The following is a 21,422-nucleotide window of genomic DNA, read 5'->3' as shown; positions in this document are numbered from 1 at the left end:
CAAGAGGCACGCCTTATGCCTGAAGGGAGTTGGAATGCCCGACACTGCAAGCAACTCACTTCCCCTCTGGCTCAAGCTCGCCTTCACCGCCTGGATCGCCGGGTGGGCGCCTACCTTCTGGGTGCTGCTGGGTCCCCAGAACTACTTCTGGCTATGCAACCTGGCCAACTTCCTGATCCTGGTGGGACTGTGGCGCGAGAGCCGCCTGCTGCTCTCCATGCAGTGGCTGGCGGTGGCCCTGGTCGGGACGCTGTGGGCGCTGGACGTGGGGACCGCGGTGCTGATCGGCTGGCACCCCATCGGCGGTACCGAGTACATGTTCGACGGCGAGGAGCCGCTGCTGACCCGACTGCTCTCGCTCTACCACCTGATCCTGCCGGCGGTGGCGGGGCTCTCGGTCTGGCGGCTGGGCTATGACCGGCGGGCCCTGGCCTGGCAGACGGGGCTCACCTGGCTGGTGATCCCGGCCAGCTTCCTGCTCACCGACCCCTCGCGCAACGTCAACTGGACCCGGGGCCCCTTCGGCAGCGAGCCCCAGGCCCTGGTGGACCCGCTGTTCTACCTGGTCGCCCTGATGGGCCTCTGGCCACTGCTGCTCTTCCTGCCCGTTCACCTGCTGATGCGCGCCCTGCAGCGCCGGGGGCTACTGCGCTGAATCACTCGCGCCATGCGGGGCCAGCCACTCGCGCACCTCGGCGTAGGGGGTACCCTCCAGGGCACCGAAGCCCGACAGCTGCCGCGCCTTGAGCCGAGTGAAGAGCGGGGTGGCTATGCCGCACAGGAAGCGTGCCAGCAGGTCCGGAGTGGCGGGGTGTCCGTCGCCCTGGTCGGCCAGGCGCGTGCGGAACTCGCCGAGCAGTTCGTCGGGATGGCGTCCCGTCAGCGGGGCGCGTTCGGCGGCCGGCGGCAACCGGGCGGGCTGCCCACGACAGGCCGAGCAGTGGCCGCACTGTTCCGGTGCGCGGTCGTCGCCGAACCACTCGGCCAGGCGGCGGCTCAGGCAGCGCTCGCTCTCGAAGAGTTCGAGCATGGCATGCAGGCGAGTGATCTCGGCGGCCTCCTTGTCGCGAAAATAGCCGTGGAGCTCGTCGCTCAATGCCTGGGGATCGAGCCCGGGCTGCTCGACCTCATAGACCTCGGTGAGCTGACGGCTCTGCAACTCGAGCCAGCCCTTGTCGACGAAGTAGTCCAGGGCGGTGATCACCCGGCTGCGTGTGGTGTCCAGGCCACGCTCCCGGCCCAGGGCCTCCAGGCTGGCGAAATCCAGTTCGTGCCAGGTGCGTGCCTTGCGGGAGGCGTCGAGGATTGCCTGGACGAAGGCCTGACGCTCGCCCTGGAAGCGGGCGACCAGGCTCTCGGGTTCGCACAGCAGCTTGAAACGATAGTCGGCGAAGTAGGCGTGCCGCGGGCGGATGATGCCACGCAGCTCGAGCTGCACCAGCAGGGTCTTGAGCGGCAGCGGCCGGATGTTGGCATGCTGGGAAAGTGCGTTGAGGGTCAGCTCCCAGCGCGGCCCGGCGGCGCGTAGCTCGTCGATCACCCGGCGGATGCCGTGCCGCTCCGGGGTGTCGCCGTAGACGAAGGTCTCCAGCACACCGAGGGTGTCGCGGCCGGCCAGCATCAGGCACTCGGAGGGCTTGCCGTCGCGACCGGCACGGCCGATCTCCTGGCTGTAGTTCTCGATGGACTTGGGCAGGTCGAAGTGGACCACGGCGCGGATATCGGCCTTGTCGATGCCCATGCCGAAGGCGATGGTGGCGACGATGCAGTCACTGTGGCCAGCCATGAAGTCGCGCTGGATTGCCTCGCGCCGCTCGGCGTCGAGGCCTGCATGGTAGGCGGTGGCTGCGATGCCGGCCTTGCCCAGGTAGGCGGCGAGTCGCTCGGCGGTCTGCTGCAGGGTGACGTAGACGATGGTGGGGAAGGGGGCATCGCCCCGGCGCTCCTTGAGCCAGGTGGCCAGGGCGCGGGGGCGGGTGTCGGCGGGTACCGGTGCCACCGTCAGGTCGAGGTTTTCGCGGTAGAAGCCGGTGGCGGTGACATCGGAGGCCTCGATCGCGAAGCGTTCGCGCATGTCGTCGATCACCCGCGGGGTGGCGGTGGCGGTGAGCAGCAGAGCCTGGGGGATGGCGAACTCGCGCTGGTAGTCGGGCAGCTTCAGGTAGTCAGGGCGGAAGTTGTGCCCCCACTCGGAGATGCAGTGGGCCTCGTCGACCACCATCAGCGAGATCGGTACCCGGCGGATGAAGGCGCGGAAGCGCTCGTTCTTGAGGCGCTCCACCGAGATCATCAGGATGCGGATCTCGCCACGTTCGACCCCCGCCATCACCGCGGCGGCCTCCTCGCGGCTCTGCCCGGAGTCGATGCTGGCGGCCCGGATGCCGTGGCGCTCGAGGAAGGCGAGTTGGTCCTGCATCAGCGCCAGCAACGGCGAGATCACCAGGGTCAGGTGGGGCAGGTGCAGGGCGGGCAGCTGGTAGCAGAGCGACTTCCCGGAGCCCGTGGGGAAGATCGCCGCCGCCGATCGCCCGGCCACCACGGCTTCGATCACGGGGCGCTGGCCGGGGCGGAAATCGGGGTAGCCGAAGACGCGCTGGAGGGTCTCGTCGATCATGTTGGGATCAGCTTATTATGGATGTATGTCCAGTATAGTCGCTCCCGTCCAGGAATGTCCTCACCGCTCAGGCATCGGCCATGGCCTGGTTGCGCCCATCGCCCTTGGCCGCGTAGAGCTGGCGGTCGGCGCGCTCGATGAGCTGGCGGTGGCCCTCGCCGATGCGGTGCTCGGCGACGCCGATGCTGACCGTGATACCGTTCTCCACTTCGAAATCATGCGCCGCGATGACGCCGCACAGGCGTTCGGCCAGCGTCAACGCGCGATGTCCAGGTGTCAGCGGCAACAGCAGGGCGAACTCCTCACCGCCCATGCGGGCCACCAGATCCTCTTCTCGCAGGGTTTCCCGGCACAGGTGGGCGACCTGGCGCAGTACCTCATCGCCCTGCAGATGGCCGTGGGTGTCGTTGATGCCCTTGAAATGGTCGATGTCGAGGATCATCAGCGAGAGCGGCGTGGCGTGTCGGTTGCTGAGTGACACGGCTTCCTCGAGACGCGCCATCAGGCGGCGGCGGTTGGCCACCCCGGTCAGGTCGTCGGTGTCGGAGAGCCGACGCAGGCGGGCCTCCTCGCTGACCTGTTCCGAGATATCCATCATCATGCCATGCCAGCGCATGCCGTCCGGGAAGGGCGACGGCTGGGCGCGCAGGGCCACCCAGCGCACGCCTTGCCCCTTGAGAGGCAACCGGAAGCGGGTGCTGAGCGGCGTCTGCCAACGCATCGAGCGTTCCAGTGCCGCCATCAGGCGGGGGTAATCCTCCTCGACCAGGCGGTCCAGGGCGGGCCGGGCATCCTCGGCGAGTCGCTCCGGGGCGATGCCGATCAGGCGGACGCCACCGCCGGCCAGGTAGGGGAAATGTAGCCGCCCGTCATGACTGCGGTGCAGCTGAAAGATGACCCCTGGCAGCCTGTCGATGGCCGCGGCGTCTGCATCTCTCCTGCCCGGCATGACTGTCGTCGACGTCATGCGGGGTTCCTCTTGTCAGTGTCCTGCTGCGTACAGGTCGTGTTCTGGTTATGTTGGGCGCGGCGCTGCGGCTGGCCATGGGGCCAGTCTACCCGGATTCCCGGTTGCCGTGCGTTGACGAATCTCCATCTGATGATGTAGGAAATCGCCGACAATTCATCGTTTCCTGATTCATATCAGGGAGCAGGCATCTTCAACGCGGCGCATCATAGCGTTGGGGACGGTCCCGGGAGAAGACCACCTGCCACAGCTGCAGATGGCGTGCCCGGAAGGCACCGGCACACACGGCGAGGTAGTAGCGGAACATGCGCCGGGTGCGTTCGTTGTAGCGATGGGCGATCTCGGACCAGTGAGTGTCGAAATTCGCCAGCCAGGCCATCAGGGTGCGGTCGTAGTCGGGGCCGAAATTCTGCCAATCCTCCATCAGCAGGTGCGGCTCGCTGGCACGGGCGATCTGCATTGCCGAGGGCAGTACCCCGTTGGGGAAGATGTACTTGTTGATCCAGGGGTCGGCGGTGATCTCGGAGTGGTTGGAGCCGATGGTATGCAGCAGGAAGAGACCCTCGGCTTCCAGCAGCCGCTCCACGGTGGCGAAGTAGGTGGGATAGTTGCGATGACCGACATGCTCGAACATGCCGATGGAGACGATGCGGTCGAAGCGGCCGGTGAGGTCGCGATAATCCATCAGCTCGATGGTCACCGGCAGGCCGGCGCAGCGCTCGCGGGCCAGCGCCGCTTGCTCCCGGGAGATGGTGATACCGGTCACCTCGACCCCGTGGTGGCGCGCGGCGTGTTCGGCGAAGCTGCCCCAGCCGCAGCCGATATCCAGTACGCGCATGCCCGGCACCAGTGCGAGCTTGCGACAGGCGAGCTCCAGCTTGGCGACCTGGGCCTCGTGCAGGGTATCTGCCTCCTTCCAGTAACCACAGGAGTAGCACATGGTCGGGTCGAGCATGCGCTCGAAGAGGTCGTTGCCCAGGTCGTAGTGAGCTTCTCCGACGATGTAGGCCCGTGCCCGGCTCTGCAGGTTGAAGAAGCCGGCCTGCAGGCGATACATCAGCCGCTCCGATGGGGTATGGGCGCGCTCGGCGAGGCCGTGGCGCAGCAGCCGGCAGGCCATCTCGTCGATGCGCTCGCACTCCCACCAGCCGTCCATGTAGGCCTCGCCGAGGCCCAGGGTGCCCTGATGAAGCACCCGAGAGAAGAAGTCGGGATGATAGATGCGCAGATCCTGAGGGGCATCGCCATTGAGGGTGACGCCGGAACCCTCGAGCAGTTCCTGGAAGACGCGGCGCGCTCGAGTGTCGGGCAGGGCGATCGGGCCGATCCGAGGGTTGCTGGTCATGACAGGCTCCGAGTCCAGAAGTCTCGTCCATATGAGCATAGTCGAGCCTGTCAGCGAGGGAAAAATCCGGCACAATATGCGGCTTTAGTATTGCCACGCGGCGTGGCAGCGACTCCTCAACCGACGGGCACAAGATGACGACGACGCAACCCCGTATCCAGTGGCTGGGCCGCTGGGGCTTCGTGCTGGCGGCTACCGGCTCGGCGGTGGGCCTGGGCAATATCTGGAAGTTTCCCTACATGACCGGCGAGTATGGCGGCGGCGCCTTCGTGCTGGTCTATCTCGTCTGCATCCTGGCGCTGGGGGTGCCGGTGATGATGGCCGAGATCGCCCTGGGACGGCGCGGCCGGGGCAGCCCCATCGATGCGGTCCGCCGAGTGGCCGCCGAGTCGGGGCGCTCGGCGGCCTGGTCGCTGCTGGGCTGGATGGCGATGCTCTGTGGCTTCCTGATCCTGTGCTTCTATGTGGTGGTGGCCGGCTGGTCCTTCTCCTACCTGTGGAAGATGCTCAGCGGTGGCCTGGCCGGCGGCAGTGTCGACGACATGGTGGCGATCTTCGCGGCCAACAACGCCAGTCCGCTGAACCTCGGCCTGTGGAGCACCCTGGTGACGGTGGTCACCATGCTCATCGTCGGCAAGGGGGTGCAGGGCGGCATCGAGAAGAGCGTCGGCTGGATGATGCCCGGCATGGTGGTGATGCTGCTGGTGCTGATCCTGTATGGCGTGTTCTCCGGCGGCTTCTCCGACGCCCTGCGCTTCCTGTTCGTCTTCGATGCCGGCTCGCTCTCCAGCGAAGGCCTGCTGGCGGCCCTGGGACACGCCTTCTTCACCCTGTCGCTGGCCTCCGGCGCCATCCTCACCTATGGCAGCTACCTGCCGGCTGGGGCCTCCATCGCCCGCACCACCCTGACGGTGGCGGTAGCCGATACCCTGGTGGCGCTGATGGCGGGTCTGGCGATCTTTCCGGCGATCTTCGCCAATGGCATGGATCCTGGCGAGGGGCCGGGGCTGATCTTCATGAGCCTGCCGCTGGCCTTCCAGGCCATGCCCCTGGGTACCCTGTTCGGCGTGCTGTTCTTCGCCATGCTCTCCATGGCGGCGCTGACCTCGTCGATCTCCATGGTAGAGGCCACCGTCTCCTGGCTGTGCGACCGCCAGGGGCTCTCGCGCCGCGCCGCGGCCTGGGTGGCGGGCGGCGTGCTGTGGGTGATCAGCACCCTGGCCATGCTCTCCTTCAATGTCGGCGCCGACTGGACCCTGGCCGGTCGCCACCTGTTCGACTGGCTCGACTACCTCACCTCGCGCTGGATGATGCCGTTGGGCGGCCTGGGCACGGCGCTGCTCGTCGGTTTCGTGCTGGGTGCGGCGCCAATGCGCGAGGAGCTGGGGCTGTCCTCGGCCTGGCATGCCCTGTGGCTTTACATGGTGCGCTATGTCAGTCCACTGGGGATCCTGGTGATCTTCGTCGATGCCCTGGGCATCGTATCCGTGGAGTTCGCCACGCACTGGCCCTTCCTGCTGGGGCTGCTGCTGGCCATCAGCCTGGGGGGAGAGCTGGCAAGCCCGCGGCTACGGCGTACCCTGTCTGACAGCACCCCATCACGGGAGGGCGTCGAATGAGTGTCGAGAGAGATCCGCAAGAAGGGGGGGCGGGGCAAGCCGAGCCACGCGGCATCGTCAGCCTGGTGGGCGCTGGCCCCGGTGACCCTGAGCTGCTCACCCTCAAGGCGCTGCGGCGCCTCGAGGCGGCCGAGGTCATCCTGCATGATCGCCTGGTAAGCCCCGAGGTGCTGGCCATGGCCAATCCCGCCGCCCGGCGGCTGTATGTCGGCAAGGCACGCTCCGACCACAGCCTGCCCCAGGCCGAGATCAACCAGGCACTGGTCGACTGGGCGCGCCAGGGCAAGCGGGTGGTGCGCCTCAAGGGGGGCGATCCCTTCATCTTCGGGCGCGGTGGCGAGGAGCTCGAGACCCTGGCCGAGGCCGGTGTCGACTTCGAGGTGATCCCCGGCATCACCGCCGCCTCGGGCTGTGCCGCCTACGCCGGCATCCCGCTTACCCACCGTGACCACGCCCAGTCGGTGCGTTTCATCACCGGTCATCTGCGCAAGGGGAGTGCCGACCTCGACTGGCCCTCACTGGCGAGCCGAGGACAGACCCTGGTGTTCTACATGGGCCTGCACGGCCTGCCCGAGATCTGTCGCCAGCTGGTCGCCCACGGTCTGCCGGGCGAGACCCCGGTAGCGCTTATCGAACAGGGCTCCACGGCCCGCCAGCGAGTGCACCGGGCGAGTCTTGCGAGCCTGCCGGGAGAACTCGCCGGGGTCAGCGTCAAGCCGCCCACCCTGATCATCGTCGGTGGGGTTGTGGCGCTGCATGACCGCCTGGCCTGGTTCGAGGCGACCCGGGCCGGCACCGCCGGCTGGGAGACCGCCGAGCGCTGCGGCTAGTCCGCCGCGACGCTGTCGGCGCTGTCGTCAGTGGCGAGCGCGCGGCGAAATTCGCGCTGCCAGCGAGCCAGTAACGCCTGGCGCTTGAGGCGGTCGAGACCGGCAAGCAAGCCCGGCCCCAGGCCCGGCGGACGCAGGGCATCGCCGAGTCGCTCGCGCAGTTGGGTGGCGGTTCCCGGGCCCGTCAAGGCGGGGTGGATGGCGCCCAGCGAGGTCTCCTCGGCCAGGGTGCGTTGCCCCTCCAGGCTCAGCAGGTAGTCCATGAACAGCTCCGCACTTTGCGGGTTGGGCGCCTGGCGGGGCACCAAAGCCAGGCGCTGGCTGACCAGGGCGTAGTCATCGGGGATGATCATCTCGAGGTCCGGAGCCGCCGCTACCCCGGGGGCAGCGTAGCTGCCCAGCAGGTTGTAACCGATCAGGAAGCGTCCCTCCTTCAGGCCGTCGAGCATCGCCCCGGTGGTCTCCACCAGCTCGGCCTCGACGCCGCCCAGCGCGGCCACCAGGTCCCAGTAACGCGGCGAGAGCTGCGACTCCTGCATGGCATAGGCATAGCCTGCCCCGCTGCGTACCGGGTCATAGCTGGCCACCCGTCCCGCGAGTGCCTGGCGATGGGTATTCAGCAGCGCCAGCAGTTCGGCATGGTTGCGTGGTGGCTCGGCAATGTCTGCCAGTTCGCGGTGAATCACCATGACGATGGGCTCGAAGGTGAAGGCGATCAGTTCATCGCGCCAGCGTGCCCAGGCCGGCCAGGCCTCGAGGTGGGGGCTGTCGAGCGGTCGGGCATGACCATCGTTGGCCAGCGCGAACTGCCAGGGCATGGCCGAGGAGATCAGCACGTCGACCTCGTCGGGATGGTCGAGGAAACGCTCGTGAAGCTCGAGGGTGGTGAGGTTGCGATAGATCAGGTCGATGCCGGGGTGGCGGCGATGGAAGTCTTCCAGCAGCGGGCGCGCCTGGGGCAGGTCGAGGGCGGCATGAATCACCAGCGGGCGGGCGGGCCCGGCATCCGTGGCGGCGGGCAGCCGCAGCAGCTGCTCGGCGCAGGCGACCACCGGCAGCAGGCAGAGGGCGCCGAGAAGCGCCACGCGGGCGAGGGCGGAGCACTTCATGTCGGGGCCTCCGGGAAACGCATCTCCACCCGCAACCCGCGCCCCGAGTCGCTCTCGGCGAGATCCAGTCGAGCGCCGTGGTTGCGGGCGATACCGTCGACGATGGCGAGCCCCAGCCCCGAGCCTTCGCCGTCGTCGCGTCCGCGATGAAAGGGGCGCAGGACCAGCAGGCGTCGCTCGGCCGGGATGCCTGGCCCATCGTCCTCGACGAAGAGACGCGGAGGGTCGCTGAGGACGCCCAGGGTGATGCGGTGAGCGCCATAGCGGCGTGAATTGTCGATAAGGTTGGCTAGCGCCTCCTGGAGCTGCCACTCGCTCGCCGCGACGCGCAGCGGCGATGGCAGGCAGTCGGCGCCCAGGTCGATACCCGCCTGATGACAGGCCACCCAGTGGTCGCGTACTGCCTGGCGTACGCAGTCATTGAGATCGACGGGATGCAACTCCGGTCGGTATTCGGGGTTGTCGAGTCGAGTCAGCGAGAGCAGCTGCATGGCCAGGCGGGCGGTCCTCTCGCTGGTGGAGTGAACCGTTTCCAGGGCGGTACGCCACTCCTCGGGTTCCTGACGACGCAGGGCCAGCTCGGCACGCGCGGTGATGCCCGCCAGGGGCGTGCGCAGCTGATGCGAGGCGTCGCCGATGAAGCGCTCCTGGTTGGCTCGCACCCGGCGCATGCGCGCGAGCAGTTCGTTGAGTGCCTCGCGCAGCTCTGCGAGTTCCCGGGGCAGCTCCAGGTCAAGCGACTTCAGGGTGCGCGGGTCCCGGGCGCGGATGGCGTGGCGCAATCGGGTTAGCGGTTTCAGCGCCGCTCGCACCGCCAGCAGCAGGGTAGCGACCGCCAGCGCTCCCATGGCCAGGATGCCGGCCAGGTTGCTGCGCAACAGCTCGAGGCGCAGCGCATCGCGCCCTTCACGGGTGTGGGCAACTCGGACCTCGAAAGGCTCCCCGCTGCGCCAGTCCTCGAGACGCGTGCGACGGATGCCCTGGCGCAGGGCCATGCCATGCCGCTCAATATCGCGGTAGAGCAGGGTGTCGCCGCTGGCAGCGCTGGCGCCGGGATGCTCCGGCAGCCTGGCGTTGCCGGTGATGTGGCGGCCTTGCTGGTCCACCAGGGAGTAGAAGACCCGCTCTTGGGCGTCACCCGCCAGCATCTCCAGGGCGGCTGGCGGCAGGTCGAGCCAGAGACGCTCATCCTGCCACTGCACCTGCTCGGCGATCGCCAGGGTGGCGGCGTCGAGCAGGCGATCATAGGCACGGTCGGCGGTGGCGCGGGCCTCGAGCCAGGCCTGCAGCAGCAGCAGGGCACCCAGCGTCAGCAGCGGCAGGGTCAGCCAGGCCAGCAGGCGACCGTAGAGGCTGCCGGCAGGGTTCACGGCCCGGTTTCCAGCAGGTAGCCCAGGCCGCGAACGGTCCTGAGTGCCAGTCGCTCTGTGGGCAGGCGCTTGCGCAGCCGGTGTACGTAGACCTCGATGGCGTTGTCGCCCAGTGGTTCGCCACCGAAGGCTTCCTCGGCGAGGCGCGCCTTCTCCACGGGTTCGCCGGCGTGGCGCAGCAGGCAGGCCAGCAGACGCTGTTCGCGGGGGGGGAGGGGAAAGGGCGCACCGTCGATGGTGAAGCCGAGGGTGGTGGCGTCGAACTCGAGCGGCCCCAGGGTCAGGCGAGTGGCGCGGGCGTGGCGCCTGAGCAGGGCGCGGACCCGGGCCTCCAGCTCGTCCAGGGCGAAGGGCTTGGCCAGATAGTCGTCGGCCCCCAGGTCCAGGCCGCGCACGCGATCCTCCACGGCGCCTCGCGCGGTCAGCACCAGCACCGGGGTCTCACGGTCGTGTCGGCGCAGCGCCTCCAGCACCTCGAGGCCACCGGCGCCGGGCAGGTTGAGATCGAGCAATACCAGGTCGATGCTGTGCTCGTGATCCGCGAGCCGCGCCAGCGCCGCGTCACCGCGGGGCAGGTGTTCGACCCGATGGCCGTGGTCGCGCAGCAGTGCCAGCAGCGATTCGGCCAGCAGGGCATCGTCTTCCACCAGCAGCAGTTTCATTTCACCGGCTCCTCTGCGGACGGTGCTTCCAGGCCAGCGCTGGCGTCGGCCAGGGCCCGGGTCGCATCGGCGAGGACCAGGCGCCCCTCGGGGCCGGAGAGTGCCAGCCAGCGTGGGGGTGATCCCGGCAGCGGGTGGGCGACCATGACGCCACCGGCAATGGTCGGGCAGGGCGAATCTCGGGTGATGGTCTGCCAGGTGGCGCCGGGTCGCAAGTCGTGGCGCAGCGCGCTGGCAGGCAGTGCCACCAGCCGGCACTCGATCTGTCCTCCCGCCTGCTCCAGCAGTGAGGCGGTTTCGCCGAGTCCGCTTGCCAGCCGGTCGAGCACCGGCTGGACACGGGCGGTGAGCAGGCGCAGGGGGTCCTGGCGACGCGCCAGGCGGCCAGGCGTCTCGCCCAGCTGCCAGAGGCCATCGGCGTCGCGGCGCACATAGTCGAAGCGCGAAAGCGATCCCAGCAGTCGCAGCAGGGTGCTCTTGTAGAAACCGGTGGCGTTGGCCAGCTCGGCGAGACTCATGACGGGGCGGTCGGCGTCGAACGCCTCCAGCACCGTCAACGCGCGTTCGACGGCCTCCACACGATCCTGGGCCATACTCAAACGACTCCTCGGGGAAAACCCCCTTCTCGAACTTTGGTCGTAATTTGTCCGTGCAGCGTTGACGGCCTGCGTGACGCCCTCTAGCTTTCTACCCTGAAGAACGTAGTTCTGCCTTACAGAATTGTAAGCCAGTTGAAAGCACTCGGCAAGGCCGCCGGGATTGTCCTTCAACACCATCCAACAAACCCGAGGACATCACCATGTCGATCAAGACGCCTCTCAAGCTGGTTGCCGTTGCCGCGCTCACCGTGAGTGCCGGCAGCGTCATGGCCTTCGAGCCCAAGGGCAAGGTGGAGTGCATTGCCCCGTCGGACCCCGGCGGTGGCTGGGACTTCACCTGCCGCAGTGTGGGTAACGTGTTGCAGGAGCTGGATCTGGTGCCCGGCAACGTCCAGACCATCAACATGGCCGGCGCCGGCGGTGGGGTGGCCTACGCCCATGTGGTGAGCAAGCGCGCCGGAGATGAACAGCTGCTGGTTGCCGCCTCGACCGCCACCACCACGCGTCTGGCCCAGGGCCAGTTTCCCGGCATGAATGCCGACATGGTCAACTGGATCGGGGCGCTGGGTGCCGACTATGGCGTGATTGCCGTGTCGGCCGACTCCGAGTACCAGGACCTGCCGGCGCTCATGGAGGCCATCGATGAGGACCCGCGCAGCGTCAAGTTCGCCGGTGGCAGTGCCAAGGGCGGCTGGGACCACCTCAAGGTACTGATCACCGCCGATGCGGCCGGGGTCGACGAGCTGCCGCGCATTCCCTACCTCTCCTACAACAATGGCGGCGAGGCCATGACCCAGGTCGTCGGTGGCCACGTCGATGCCTTCACCGGCGATATCTCCGAGGCCCAGGGCTTCATGGAGTCGGGGGACCTCCGGGTGCTCGCGGTGCTTTCCGAGGAGCGTCTGCCCGGTGAGTTCGACGACATTCCCACCGCCATGGAGCAGGGTATCGATGCCGTGGGCCCCAACTGGCGCGGCTTCTACATGCCCACCGATATCTCCGACGAGTCGCGGCAGTACTGGATCGACGCCATGGATACCGTCTATGCCAGCGATGAGTGGAAGGAGCTGATGGTCAGCAACGGCCTGATGCCGTTCCACATGACTGCCGGTGAGTTCGAGACCTTCGTCAAGGAGCAGATCGCCGATATCGAGCAGCTTTCCAAGGACATCGGGCTGATCCAGTGACAACCATGAATGATCGTATCTTCGGCATCCTGCTGATCGTCCTGGCCGTCGCGTACGGCTGGGGCGCCACTCAGCTCCCCGCCCCCTTCGGCGGCAGCGAAGCGGTGGGTCCCGAGACCTTCCCCCTGCTGCTGTCGGTGGTGCTGGGCCTCTCCAGCCTCTACATGATCGTGCGTCCCGACCCCGACAACGCCTGGCCCTGGAGCCGCACCGGCATCGAGCTGGTGATCGCAGTGGTGGTGCTAGTGTTCTACGCGGCGCTGCTGCAGCCGCTGGGTTTCATCCTCAGCACCACCCTGGCGGTCGGCACGCTCTGCTGGCGCATGGGGTCGGCACCCGTGCGGGCCTACCTGACCGGTGCGGCATCGGGGGTGGTGGTATTCCTGCTGTTCAATTTCGCCCTTGATCTGGCCTTGCCGCTGGGCGTGCTTTCCTTCCTGGAGGTGAGCTGATGGAGACCCTCGGCTTCCTGATCGACGGCTTCGGGGTGGCGCTGGCGCCCCATAACCTTATGTTTGCGCTGCTGGGTGCCTTCCTGGGTACCCTGATCGGCGCGCTCCCGGGCCTGGGCCCGGCCAACGGGGTGGCGATCCTCATTCCATTGGCCTTCACCCTGGGCCTGGCCCCGGAAACCGCCCTGATCATGCTCACCTCGGTCTATGCCGGGGCCATGTATGGCGGGCGGATCTCGTCGATCCTGCTCAATATTCCTGGTGATGAGCCGGCCATGATGACCTGCCTGGACGGTTATCCCATGGCCCAGCAGGGCAAGGCGGCGGAGGCCCTGGCGATCTCCGCCGTGGCGTCCTTTATCGGCAGCCTGGTAGCGACCGTCGGACTGATCCTGCTCGCTCCAGTGCTGGCAAAGTTCGCCTTGACCTTCGGCCCCGCCGAGTACTTCGCGCTCTTCCTGCTGGCCTTCGCCACCCTGGGCGGGATCACTGGCAAGAATCCCATGAAGACCGTGGTGGCGGCCTGCATCGGCCTGATGATCGCCACCGTGGGCATCGACAACACCGGGGTGCAGCGTTACACCTTCGGCGTGCTGGAGCTCTACGAGGGGGTGGACTTCATCATCGCCATCGTCGGCCTGTTCGCCATCTCCGAACTGCTGTTCTTCATCGAGGAGAAGGCCGGTGGCGGCAAGGAGAAGATGACCGTCAACAAGCTGTCGCTGAAGTGGGCCGATATCCGCAATATCCTGCCTTCCAGCCTGCGCGGCGGGGTGCTTGGCTTCATCGCCGGCGTGCTGCCCGGTGCCGGCGCTTCCCTGGGCAGCTTTATCGGCTATACCCTCGAGAAGAAGGTGGTGGGCAAGAAGGGCTATTTCGGCCAGGGCGATCCGCGCGGCGTGGCAGGCCCCGAAGCCGGTAACAACGGTGCCTCCAGTGGCGCGCTGGTGCCCATGCTGACGCTGGGTGTGCCGGGCAGCGGCACCACGGCGGTGCTGCTGGCGCTGCTGATCTCGCTCAACATCACCCCCGGCCCGTTGATGTTCACCCAGAACGCCGACATCGTCTGGGGCGTGATCGCGGCTCTGCTCATCGGCAACTTCCTGCTGCTGCTGTTGAACATTCCGCTGGTGGGGATCTTCGTCAAGCTGCTGTCGGTGCCACCGATGTTCCTGCTGCCGATCGTGACCATGATCGCCTTCGTGGGCATCTACTCGATCAGCAATACCACCTTCGATCTCTATTTCATGGTCGCCTTCGGCGTCGCCGGCTATATCTTCCGCAAGCTGGAGATCCCGCTGGTGCCGGTCATCCTCGGCCTGCTGCTGGGGCCGGAGATGGAGAAGAACCTGCGCCATGCCATGGACATCTCCGACGGTGACTGGACCATCCTGTGGGACAGCGGCCTGGCCATCGGCCTGTGGGTGTTCGCCGGCCTGGGGCTGATCCTGCCCTACATCGTCGGCCCGCTGCTGCGTCGACGCATGAAGGTCAACACCGGCACGGGCGGCCCCGAGGGAGACTGAACCACGGGTTCGGGGTGCTGCCCAGCGGGGGCGTCGACCGGGTCGGCGCCCCCGCTTTCGCTTCGTCCCCGCTGCATCACCGCGCCCCGCGGCGTATGCTGGACCGGCTAGGGAGCTCGGGCAGGGAGGGCGAGAGATGGCCAGGCGAGGGAGAGGGCGTGTGGTGGGGATCATCCTGATGGTAGCGCTGCTGGCGTGGGGTGGCATGGGGGCCTGGCAGCGCTTCAAGCCACTTCCCGAGGGGGTTGGCGTGGCCTTTCCCGAGCGTCCCGCCGAGCAGGTGCGCTTCGTGGCCGACAGTACCTGGTACGACGTCGCCGGAAAGCGCCACCTCGACCAGGCGATCTTCGATGAGGTGCTCGCCATGATCGCCCAGGCAAGGCGTCTGGTGGTGGCGGACATGTTCCTGTTCAATGACTTCGCCGGCAGTGCCGAGGGCGAAGATTTCCGCCCGCTCTCCCGGCAGCTGACCGAGGCTCTGCTCGAGCAGAAGCGCCGCCATCCCGGGCTCCAGGCGGTGCTGATCACCGATCCGCTCAATACCCTCTACGGTGGCCTCGAACTCGACCACCTCCAGCGTCTGCGCGGGGCGGGCGTTGCCGTGGTGGAGAGCGACCTGACCCGTCTGCGCGCCTCCAATCCCCTCTGGTCGGGCTTGTGGCACCTGGGCCCGCGCTGGTTCGGCAATGACAGCGACGGAGGCTGGCTGCCCAATGCCCTGGGGCCGGGGCGGGTCACCCTGCGCAGCTACCTGTCGCTGCTCAACTTCAACGCCAATCACCGCAAGACCCTGGTGGTGGATCATGGCGATGGCTGGGCGGGCCTGGTGACCTCCGCCAACCCCCACGATGCCAGCAGCCGGCATGGCAACGTGGCTCTGCGTTTCCAGGGAGCGGCGGCCTTGGACCTGCTGGCCAGCGAGCGGCCCGTGGCGGCCTGGTCCGGCGTGGCGCTGCCCGGCCCCGAGCCTGCCCCGGTACAGGAGCCGGTACGCGAAGGCACCAGGCTGCAGCTGCTGACTGAGGGGGCGATCCGCGATGCCCTGGTGGCGGCCATTGCCGCCAGCGGCGCCGGTGATCGCCTCGACGTAGCGGTGTTCTACCTGGCCCACCGTGGCGTGATCGAGGCACTCGAGCAGGCCCGGGCACGTGGCGCCATGGTGAGAGTGCTGCTCGATCCCAACCGCGATGCCTTCGGCATCGAGAAGAGCGGCATTCCCAACCGGCCGGTGGCCCACGAGCTGCATTCGGCGGGCATCGAGGTTCGCTGGTGCATGACCCGCGGCGAGCAGTGCCACAGCAAGCTGCTGCTGCGCCGCCCGGCCGGTGCCGGCGAGGCCGAGATGATCCTCGGCTCGGCCAACTTCACTCGCCGCAACCTCGACGATCTCAACCTCGAAACCAGCGTGCGTCTGGTAGGCCCGGCGGACACCCCGGCCCTCCAGGAGGCGGCAGCCTTCTTCGAGGAGCGCTGGAACAGCACTCCCGAGCGAAACACCAGTGCGCCCTTTGCGGCATTCGACGACACCACCCTCTGGCAGCGAATGCGCTATCGGCTGATGGAGGCCACGGGGCTATCGACGTTCTAGCCAGTGGGCAAGGCTCATGCCTTTCGGGGCATCAATCCACGTGGGTGACGGCCTGATGCCGCGGATCGATGTGCCAGGGCAGGCCGAGGCGGGCATTGCGTTCAAGCTCGGCGATCACCTGGGCACCCAGCAGCAGGATAATGGCGCCCACCTCCAGGCTCAGCAGCACCACGATCAGGGTCGCCAGTGACCCGTAGACCGCGTTGACGAAGGAGAGATTGGCGAAGTAGTAGACCAGTAGCAGGCGCACGCCTTCCCACAGCAGGGCGGCCACGAAGCCGCCCACCAAGGCGCGCCGCAGGGCGATGCGCACCACCGGCAGCACCTTGTAGATGGCGCTGAACAGCAGGAAGACCCCGACGAAGCTGGTCAGGTTGAGCAGCGGCTCGGAGAGTCCGGACAGCGGCAGCTCGCGCCCCGCCAGGGCGATCGAGAGGGCGTTGAGGCCGCTCAGCAGGCTGACTACCAGGGTCAGCGCCAGCAGGCCCGCGCCCAGCACCACCATGAAAGCATAGGGCAGCAGTACCGATACCCACAGGCTGCGTCCCTGGTGCTGGGCATCCGGCGCATGGAAAATGATTGCCAGGGCATCCTCGAGCATGCGGAAGGCAAAGGAGCTGAATAGCAGCAGAACCGGGAAACCCAGCAGGCCGATCACCTCCCGCGACTCGAGCAAGGCGCGCACCGCCTCGAGCAGGACCTCGGCATGGGCCGGCGCCAGGTGGCGGGCCTGAACCGAGAGCACCTCGAGCAGGCGCGTCTCATCGACCACGCCCGCCAGCAGGACTACCAGCAGCGCAAACAGCGGCACGATGGAGAGCAGGATGTTGTAGCCGACCCCGCCGGCGAGCAGGATCCCCCGGTTGCGCAGGAACGCGCAGATCACCCGCCACAGAAAGCGCGCCATGCGCGGCAGCAGGGTAAGGGCAAGGTGGCGCGCAGGGTAAGGAGATGTCATCGGCCTGGCCATCCATGGGCGTTCCTGCATCATACGCCCGTGCTGGCGCCGGGCGTCAACGCAGGCGGCAACTATCCGCGTGCTGCGCCATGGCTGCATGGCAACCCCCCGCCGGGACCCGCATAATACGGCGAACCGTCTGTCCGATGCCTCCCCACCTTACTTCCGATAAGAGACTCCATGGCCAAGTTCGAAACGATCGGTACCGCAAGCATTCCCGGCAAGGGCAGCGAGCTGCGGCTGTTGCAACGCAACGATGAGTTCTCCATCCGCATCGCCGGGACCCCCGGCGAGCTGATGAATACCCGCCTGCATGGCTCCGAGGATGCCCTCGCCGAGCTGGCCTGTCGGCGAGTTGCCGACCGCCCACAGGCCCGGGTGATGGTGGGTGGGCTGGGCATGGGCTTCACCCTGGCCGCGGCGCTCAAGGCCCTGGGGGCGGATGCCGAGGTGGTGGTGGCCGAGCTGGTGCCGGGCGTGGTGGAGTGGAACCGTGGCCCGCTGGGTACCGCCGCGGGCAACCCTCTGGCCGACCCTCGCACGCGGGTCAGCGTGGGTGACGTGGGTGAGCTGCTGCGCCGAGAGCCCGGCGGCTTCGATGCGATCATGCTCGACGTGGATAACGGCCCCGAGGGGCTGACACGGCGCGAGAACGACTGGCTCTATTCGCCCGAGGGACTGGCTACTGCCCAGCAGGCACTGCGTCCCGACGGGGTGCTCGCCGTGTGGTCGGCGGGCCAGGATCCGGCCTTTACCGAGCGCCTGCGGCGGGTAGGCCTGCTGGTCGAGACGGTCACGGTGCGTGCCCAGCGTCCCGGCAAGGGGGCCAGGCACTGCATCTGGCTGGCTTACTGAAATGTCGGCAACGGTAGCGGTGGGGCAGGGGCCCCAGAGCATGGTGGATCGGAACGCTTCGGCAGAGGAGCAGGAATGAGCAACAACGAAAGTGGCGAACGCCTCTCCAAGCGGCTGGCCCGTGAGCTGCCCTGTTCTCGTCGCGAGGCCGAGTTCTATATTGCCGGGGGTTGGGTGAGCGTAGACGGCCGGATCGTCGAGGAGCCCCAGTTCAAGGTCGTCGAACAGCGAATCGAGCTGATCCCTGGGGCCCGGCCGCTGGAGATTCCGCCGGCGACACTGCTGTTCAACTGCCCTGCCGATATCGGCGTCGCCGAGGGCGAGGACCTGGCCAGGCGCCTGATCCGCAAGGCCAACCACTGGACGGAGGATCCCGCCGGACAGCCGCCGCTCAAGGCACACTTCCGTGGACTGGTCACCCTGCTGCCGCTGGGCCCCGCCGAAGCGGGCCTGATGGTATTCACCCAGGATCGTGGCGTGGTGCGACGCCTGGAGGAGAAGCGCTCGCGGCTGGAGGAGGAGTGGCTGGTGGAAGTGACCGGTACCCTGGACGAGCAGGGTCTTGCGGCACTGCGCGATGGTTCGGCGGTGCCGGGGCGCCGCCTGGCCCCGGGCAAGGTCAGCTGGCAGAGCGAGACCCGCCTGCGCTTCGCCATGAAGGGCATGGTGCCCGGCCAGCTCGAACCGATGTGCCGTGCCGTGGGGCTCACGGTGGTTGGCCTGCGCCGCCTGCGTGTCGGGGGCGTGTCACTGGGTTCGGTGCCGGCCGGAGAGTGGCGCTACCTGCGACGCGACGAGCGCTTCTGAGTCGCGAGGGGCGGTCCACCGCGTCCCTTTCCCCGCTGGGTATCGCTCTGTATGCTGAACTCGAGTGCCCCACTACTGTTCGGCCCCCGCCGACCGGTCCCGAATCCGGAACCGGCCCCCGGGCCGACTCAACGAGGATGCATCCATGTCGGAAACCCCGCAGACATCACCGTTCAAGGATAACCGCGTGCGCGGCCTCGCCGGCATCGCGGCCGTTGGCTTCGTCTGGGCGATCATCGCCCAGAGCAGTGCCGGTACCCACAAGGAGGCGCGCGAGGCCCTTGAGGCCGAGATGGCCGTGCTGGAGTCGCGTAACCAGACACTGGCCACCCAGCTGGAAGAGCATGACCAGGCCAGCCAGGAGATCGAGGCGCTCGAGTCGCAGATCGCCGAACTCGAGCAGCGCCGACAGACCCTGGAGGCCGACGTCGAGGCACGTGAGGCCGAGGCCAGCGAGCGCCTGGAGGCCATCCAGGCCGAGATCGGCTCTGCCGAGACGCGACTCGAGGAGCTGAAGGGGTCCCGGGAGGCCCTCGAGGCGAATATTGCCACGCTCAAAGAGGAGCAGTCGGGTCTCGAGACGACCCTGGCGGAGCTGAAGGAGGAGCGCGACACCGTGGAGCAGGCGCTCAGCGATGCCGAGGAGGCGCGCGAATCCGCCGAGGCTGCCCGTCAGGAGGCCGAGGGCCAGCGCCAGGAGGCCGAAGAGGCCCGCCAGGCGGCGCTGGAGGAGCGCCAGGCGGCCGAGGAGGCGCGTCAGCAGGCAGAAGCGGACCTGGAGAACCTGCAGGGGGAGATCGATGCGGCGGGAGAGCGCCATGCGGCACTCCAGGAGGAGGTCGAGGCCAGCCAGGCCGAACGCGACCAGCTCGAGGAGCGCCTCGCGGCCCTGGGCGAGGAGCGCGATGCCCTGACTCAGGAACTCGCATCGCTGCGCGATGAGCGTGACCAGGCGCAGCAGGCAGTCCAGGAGGCACAGGGCCAGCTCGAGGACCTCAAGCTGGCCATCGGCATCGGCCGTGACGAGCAGGCCGCCGTGGAGAGCGAGGTCGAGCGTCGCGAGGCCCAGCTGCGTGGGCTGGAGTCGCAGCTGGCGACCTGGCGCAGCGAACTCGAGTCGCTCGAGGTCGGCAGCAGCCAGGATTCCAGCGGGGATTCGGAGTCGGCAGAGACCGAGACGAACCTCGGTGGTGATGCAGAGGCCGGTGAGGCGGCGGACAGCGAAGCCGAGCCGGCGGCCGCCGAGACCGAGGGGCAGGGCTGACGCCAGCGCACCTCGACAGCATGACAGGACGGCGGGCCCCGGGGTCCGCCGTCCTGCTGTGGGAGGTTCGGTCGCCGTCAAGCAAGGCGTATACTGATTTCCTGTGTGTCGGTCTCGCGCCGGCGCGGTGATTCTACAAGCGAAGGAGCAGGACGTGATTGAAGGGGTCAAGCATATCGTCGCCGTGGCATCCGGCAAGGGCGGCGTCGGCAAGTCTACCGTCACCGTGAACCTGGCCCTGGCCATGGCCGCGGAAGGGTACCGGGTAGGCATCCTGGATGCCGACATCCACGGCCCCAGCCAGGCCCAGATGCTCGGTGTGGGGGAGGGTGTGCGTCCCGAGGCGGCCGGCGAGAATCGCATGCGCCCGCTCGAGGCCCATGGCATCCAGGCCATGTCCATGGCCTTCATGGTCGATATCCGCGAGCCCATGGTGTGGCGCGGACCGATGGTAGCCGGGGCCTTCCAGCAGCTGCTGACCCAGACCGTCTGGGATGACCTGGACTACCTGTTCATCGACATGCCGCCGGGCACCGGTGACATCCAGCTGACCCTGGCGCAGAAGGTGCCGGTAGATGGCGCGGTGATCGTCACCACGCCCCAGGACATTGCCCTGCTGGACGCCCGCAAGGGGATCGAGATGTTCCGCAAGGTCAACGTGCCGGTGCTCGGGGTGGTGGAGAACATGTCGCTGCATATCTGCTCGAACTGTGGTCATGCCGAGCCGATCTTCGGCGAGGGTGGCGGGGAGCGCATCGCCCAGGAGTATGAGACTCGGGTGCTGGGTCGCCTGCCGCTGACCCTCTCCATCCGCGAGCAGGTCGACGGTGGCCGGCCCACGGTGGTTGCCGACCCGGAGGGCGAGGTGACCGCCACCTTCCGCGACATGGCGCGCCAGGTCGCCGCGCAGGTGCAGGCCCAGGCCGACGAGGGCCCGAGCATCTCGTTCAGCGAGTGATTCTCAGTGTGTCCGCCGGCGTGACGCCCGGGCCCGGGGCCGCTATCATGGCGGCCCCGGGCCCGCGCCCCTGATTCCAACGCAGCAGGAAAAGGTTCCATGAGCATCAAGTCCGACAACTGGATTCGCCGCATGGCCGAGCAGGAGGGCATGATAGAGCCCTTCGAGGCCGACCAGGTTCGCTATGTGAACGAGCGTCGGGTGATCTCCTACGGGACCTCCAGCTACGGCTACGACGTGCGCTGTGCCGACGAGTTCAAGGTGTTCACCAACATCCACTCGGCGGTGGTGGACCCCAAGGCCTTCGATGACAAGAGCTTCGTCGACGTCAAGGGTGACGTCTGCGTGATTCCGCCCAACTCCTTTGCCCTGGCGCGTACCGTGGAGTACTTCCGCATCCCGCGCAGCGTGCTGACCATCTGCCTGGGCAAGTCCACCTACGCGCGCTGTGGCATCATCGTCAACGTGACGCCGCTGGAGCCGGAGTGGGAAGGGCATGTGACCCTGGAGTTCTCCAACACCACCAACCTGCCGGCCAAGATCTACGCCAACGAGGGCGTGGCCCAGATGCTGTTCCTGGAGTCCGACGAGGTGTGCGCGACCTCCTACAAGGACCGCGGCGGCAAGTACATGGGGCAGCGAGGCGTGACCCTGCCGCGCACCTGAGGGCCTTCGGCCAGGTTCAAGTGACAAGTGACAAGGTTCAAGTGAC

General features: G+C 67.6%; 20 protein-coding genes. 12 read left to right on the top strand and 8 right to left on the bottom strand.

Annotated features, from left to right (window positions below):
• Positions 1 to 34: 34 nt before the first annotated feature.
• Positions 35 to 655 (top strand): hypothetical protein, encoded by a 621-nt coding sequence (locus GRB96_RS11970; RefSeq protein ID WP_161432356.1) that lies wholly within the window; start codon positions 35 to 37, stop codon positions 653 to 655.
• Here GRB96_RS11970 and GRB96_RS11965 read toward each other — a convergent pair.
• The 3 genes from GRB96_RS11965 to cfa form a co-directional block, all read right to left on the bottom strand.
• Positions 644 to 2,614: a RecQ family ATP-dependent DNA helicase gene (locus GRB96_RS11965; protein ID WP_205743530.1), complete on the bottom strand. Its 1,971-nt coding sequence runs from the start codon at positions 2,612 to 2,614 to the stop codon at positions 644 to 646. The two genes, GRB96_RS11970 and GRB96_RS11965, sit on opposite strands and share 12 nt — an antisense overlap.
• Positions 2,615 to 2,681: 67 nt before the next feature.
• On the bottom strand, positions 2,682 to 3,581 hold the full coding sequence (locus tag GRB96_RS11960; RefSeq protein WP_240894161.1) for a GGDEF domain-containing protein: 900 nt from the start codon (positions 3,579 to 3,581) through the stop codon (positions 2,682 to 2,684).
• Between the two features lie 193 nt (positions 3,582 to 3,774).
• Positions 3,775 to 4,926 (bottom strand): cyclopropane fatty acyl phospholipid synthase, encoded by a 1,152-nt coding sequence (gene cfa / locus GRB96_RS11955; protein ID WP_161432355.1) that lies wholly within the window; start codon positions 4,924 to 4,926, stop codon positions 3,775 to 3,777.
• A 134-nt stretch (positions 4,927 to 5,060) separates the two neighbouring features.
• Between cfa and GRB96_RS11950 the strand changes: the two genes are divergently transcribed.
• On the top strand, positions 5,061 to 6,545 hold the full coding sequence (locus tag GRB96_RS11950; protein WP_161432354.1) for a sodium-dependent transporter: 1,485 nt from the start codon (positions 5,061 to 5,063) through the stop codon (positions 6,543 to 6,545).
• A complete protein-coding gene (gene cobA, locus GRB96_RS11945; RefSeq protein ID WP_161432353.1) occupies positions 6,542 to 7,375 on the top strand; it encodes a uroporphyrinogen-III C-methyltransferase in 834 nt (277 codons plus the stop codon). Before GRB96_RS11950 ends, cobA begins: the two co-directional genes overlap by 4 nt.
• On the opposite strand, the gene GRB96_RS11940 is transcribed toward cobA, so the two are convergent.
• The 4 genes from GRB96_RS11940 to GRB96_RS11925 are packed head-to-tail and all read right to left on the bottom strand — an operon-like array spanning position 7,372 to position 11,109.
• Complete coding sequence (locus GRB96_RS11940) at positions 7,372 to 8,484, bottom strand: ABC transporter substrate-binding protein (RefSeq protein ID WP_161432352.1); 1,113 nt, start codon at positions 8,482 to 8,484, stop codon at positions 7,372 to 7,374. The two genes, cobA and GRB96_RS11940, sit on opposite strands and share 4 nt — an antisense overlap.
• A complete protein-coding gene (locus GRB96_RS11935) occupies positions 8,481 to 9,854 on the bottom strand; it encodes a sensor histidine kinase N-terminal domain-containing protein (RefSeq protein ID WP_161432351.1) in 1,374 nt (457 codons plus the stop codon). Before GRB96_RS11935 ends, GRB96_RS11940 begins: the two co-directional genes overlap by 4 nt.
• On the bottom strand, positions 9,851 to 10,516 hold the full coding sequence (locus tag GRB96_RS11930) for a response regulator transcription factor (RefSeq protein ID WP_161432350.1): 666 nt from the start codon (positions 10,514 to 10,516) through the stop codon (positions 9,851 to 9,853). The genes GRB96_RS11935 and GRB96_RS11930 overlap by 4 nt, the downstream gene beginning before the upstream one ends.
• Positions 10,513 to 11,109, bottom strand: coding sequence for a helix-turn-helix domain-containing protein (locus GRB96_RS11925; RefSeq protein ID WP_161432349.1), 597 nt, complete (start codon positions 11,107 to 11,109; stop codon positions 10,513 to 10,515). Before GRB96_RS11925 ends, GRB96_RS11930 begins: the two co-directional genes overlap by 4 nt.
• Before the next feature lie 206 nt (positions 11,110 to 11,315).
• On the opposite strand from GRB96_RS11925, the gene GRB96_RS11920 reads away from it, so the two are divergent.
• The 4 genes from GRB96_RS11920 (at position 11,316) to GRB96_RS11905 (ending at position 15,868) form a co-directional block, all read left to right on the top strand.
• Complete coding sequence (locus GRB96_RS11920) at positions 11,316 to 12,302, top strand: Bug family tripartite tricarboxylate transporter substrate binding protein (RefSeq protein ID WP_161432348.1); 987 nt, start codon at positions 11,316 to 11,318, stop codon at positions 12,300 to 12,302.
• A gap of 5 nt (positions 12,303 to 12,307) precedes the next feature.
• A complete protein-coding gene (locus GRB96_RS11915) occupies positions 12,308 to 12,754 on the top strand; it encodes a tripartite tricarboxylate transporter TctB family protein (protein ID WP_205743529.1) in 447 nt (148 codons plus the stop codon).
• The gene (locus tag GRB96_RS11910) at positions 12,754 to 14,280 is read left to right on the top strand and encodes a tripartite tricarboxylate transporter permease (protein ID WP_161432346.1); all 1,527 of its coding nucleotides are present in this window, start codon (positions 12,754 to 12,756) and stop codon (positions 14,278 to 14,280) included. Before GRB96_RS11915 ends, GRB96_RS11910 begins: the two co-directional genes overlap by 1 nt.
• 136 nt (positions 14,281 to 14,416) lie before the next feature.
• Entirely contained in the window at positions 14,417 to 15,868 is a 1,452-nt protein-coding gene (locus GRB96_RS11905) for a phospholipase D family protein (protein WP_161432345.1), read from the top strand.
• A gap of 31 nt (positions 15,869 to 15,899) precedes the next feature.
• Here GRB96_RS11905 and GRB96_RS11900 read toward each other — a convergent pair whose 3' ends face one another.
• Positions 15,900 to 16,826 (bottom strand): YihY/virulence factor BrkB family protein, encoded by a 927-nt coding sequence (locus tag GRB96_RS11900; RefSeq protein WP_240894160.1) that lies wholly within the window; start codon positions 16,824 to 16,826, stop codon positions 15,900 to 15,902.
• A gap of 180 nt (positions 16,827 to 17,006) precedes the next feature.
• On the opposite strand from GRB96_RS11900, the gene GRB96_RS11895 reads away from it, so the two are divergent.
• The 5 genes from GRB96_RS11895 (at position 17,007) to dcd (ending at position 21,376) form a co-directional block, all read left to right on the top strand.
• Positions 17,007 to 17,681: a spermine/spermidine synthase domain-containing protein gene (locus GRB96_RS11895; protein WP_161432344.1), complete on the top strand. Its 675-nt coding sequence runs from the start codon at positions 17,007 to 17,009 to the stop codon at positions 17,679 to 17,681.
• Positions 17,682 to 17,756: 75 nt separating this feature from the next.
• Positions 17,757 to 18,488 carry an RNA pseudouridine synthase gene (locus GRB96_RS11890; RefSeq protein ID WP_161432343.1) on the top strand — a complete coding sequence of 244 codons (732 nt, stop codon included), beginning with the start codon at positions 17,757 to 17,759 and terminating at the stop codon, positions 18,486 to 18,488.
• A gap of 145 nt (positions 18,489 to 18,633) precedes the next feature.
• Entirely contained in the window at positions 18,634 to 19,752 is a 1,119-nt protein-coding gene (locus GRB96_RS11885) for a coiled-coil domain-containing protein (RefSeq protein WP_161432342.1), read from the top strand.
• Between the two features lie 157 nt (positions 19,753 to 19,909).
• Positions 19,910 to 20,710, top strand: coding sequence for an iron-sulfur cluster carrier protein ApbC (apbC, locus tag GRB96_RS11880; protein ID WP_232911025.1), 801 nt, complete (start codon positions 19,910 to 19,912; stop codon positions 20,708 to 20,710).
• Positions 20,711 to 20,809: 99 nt separating this feature from the next.
• Positions 20,810 to 21,376 (top strand): dCTP deaminase, encoded by a 567-nt coding sequence (gene dcd, locus GRB96_RS11875; protein WP_132042428.1) that lies wholly within the window; start codon positions 20,810 to 20,812, stop codon positions 21,374 to 21,376.
• The last annotated feature ends 46 nt before the right edge of the window (positions 21,377 to 21,422 follow it).

Origin of the sequence: Halomonas alimentaria (assembly GCF_009902005.1) — a bacterium.
Taxonomy (GTDB): Bacteria; Pseudomonadota; Gammaproteobacteria; order Pseudomonadales; family Halomonadaceae; genus Halomonas; species Halomonas alimentaria.
Note: the sequence above shows the minus strand (reverse complement) of the source record. Positions and strands in the feature narration are given on the sequence as shown.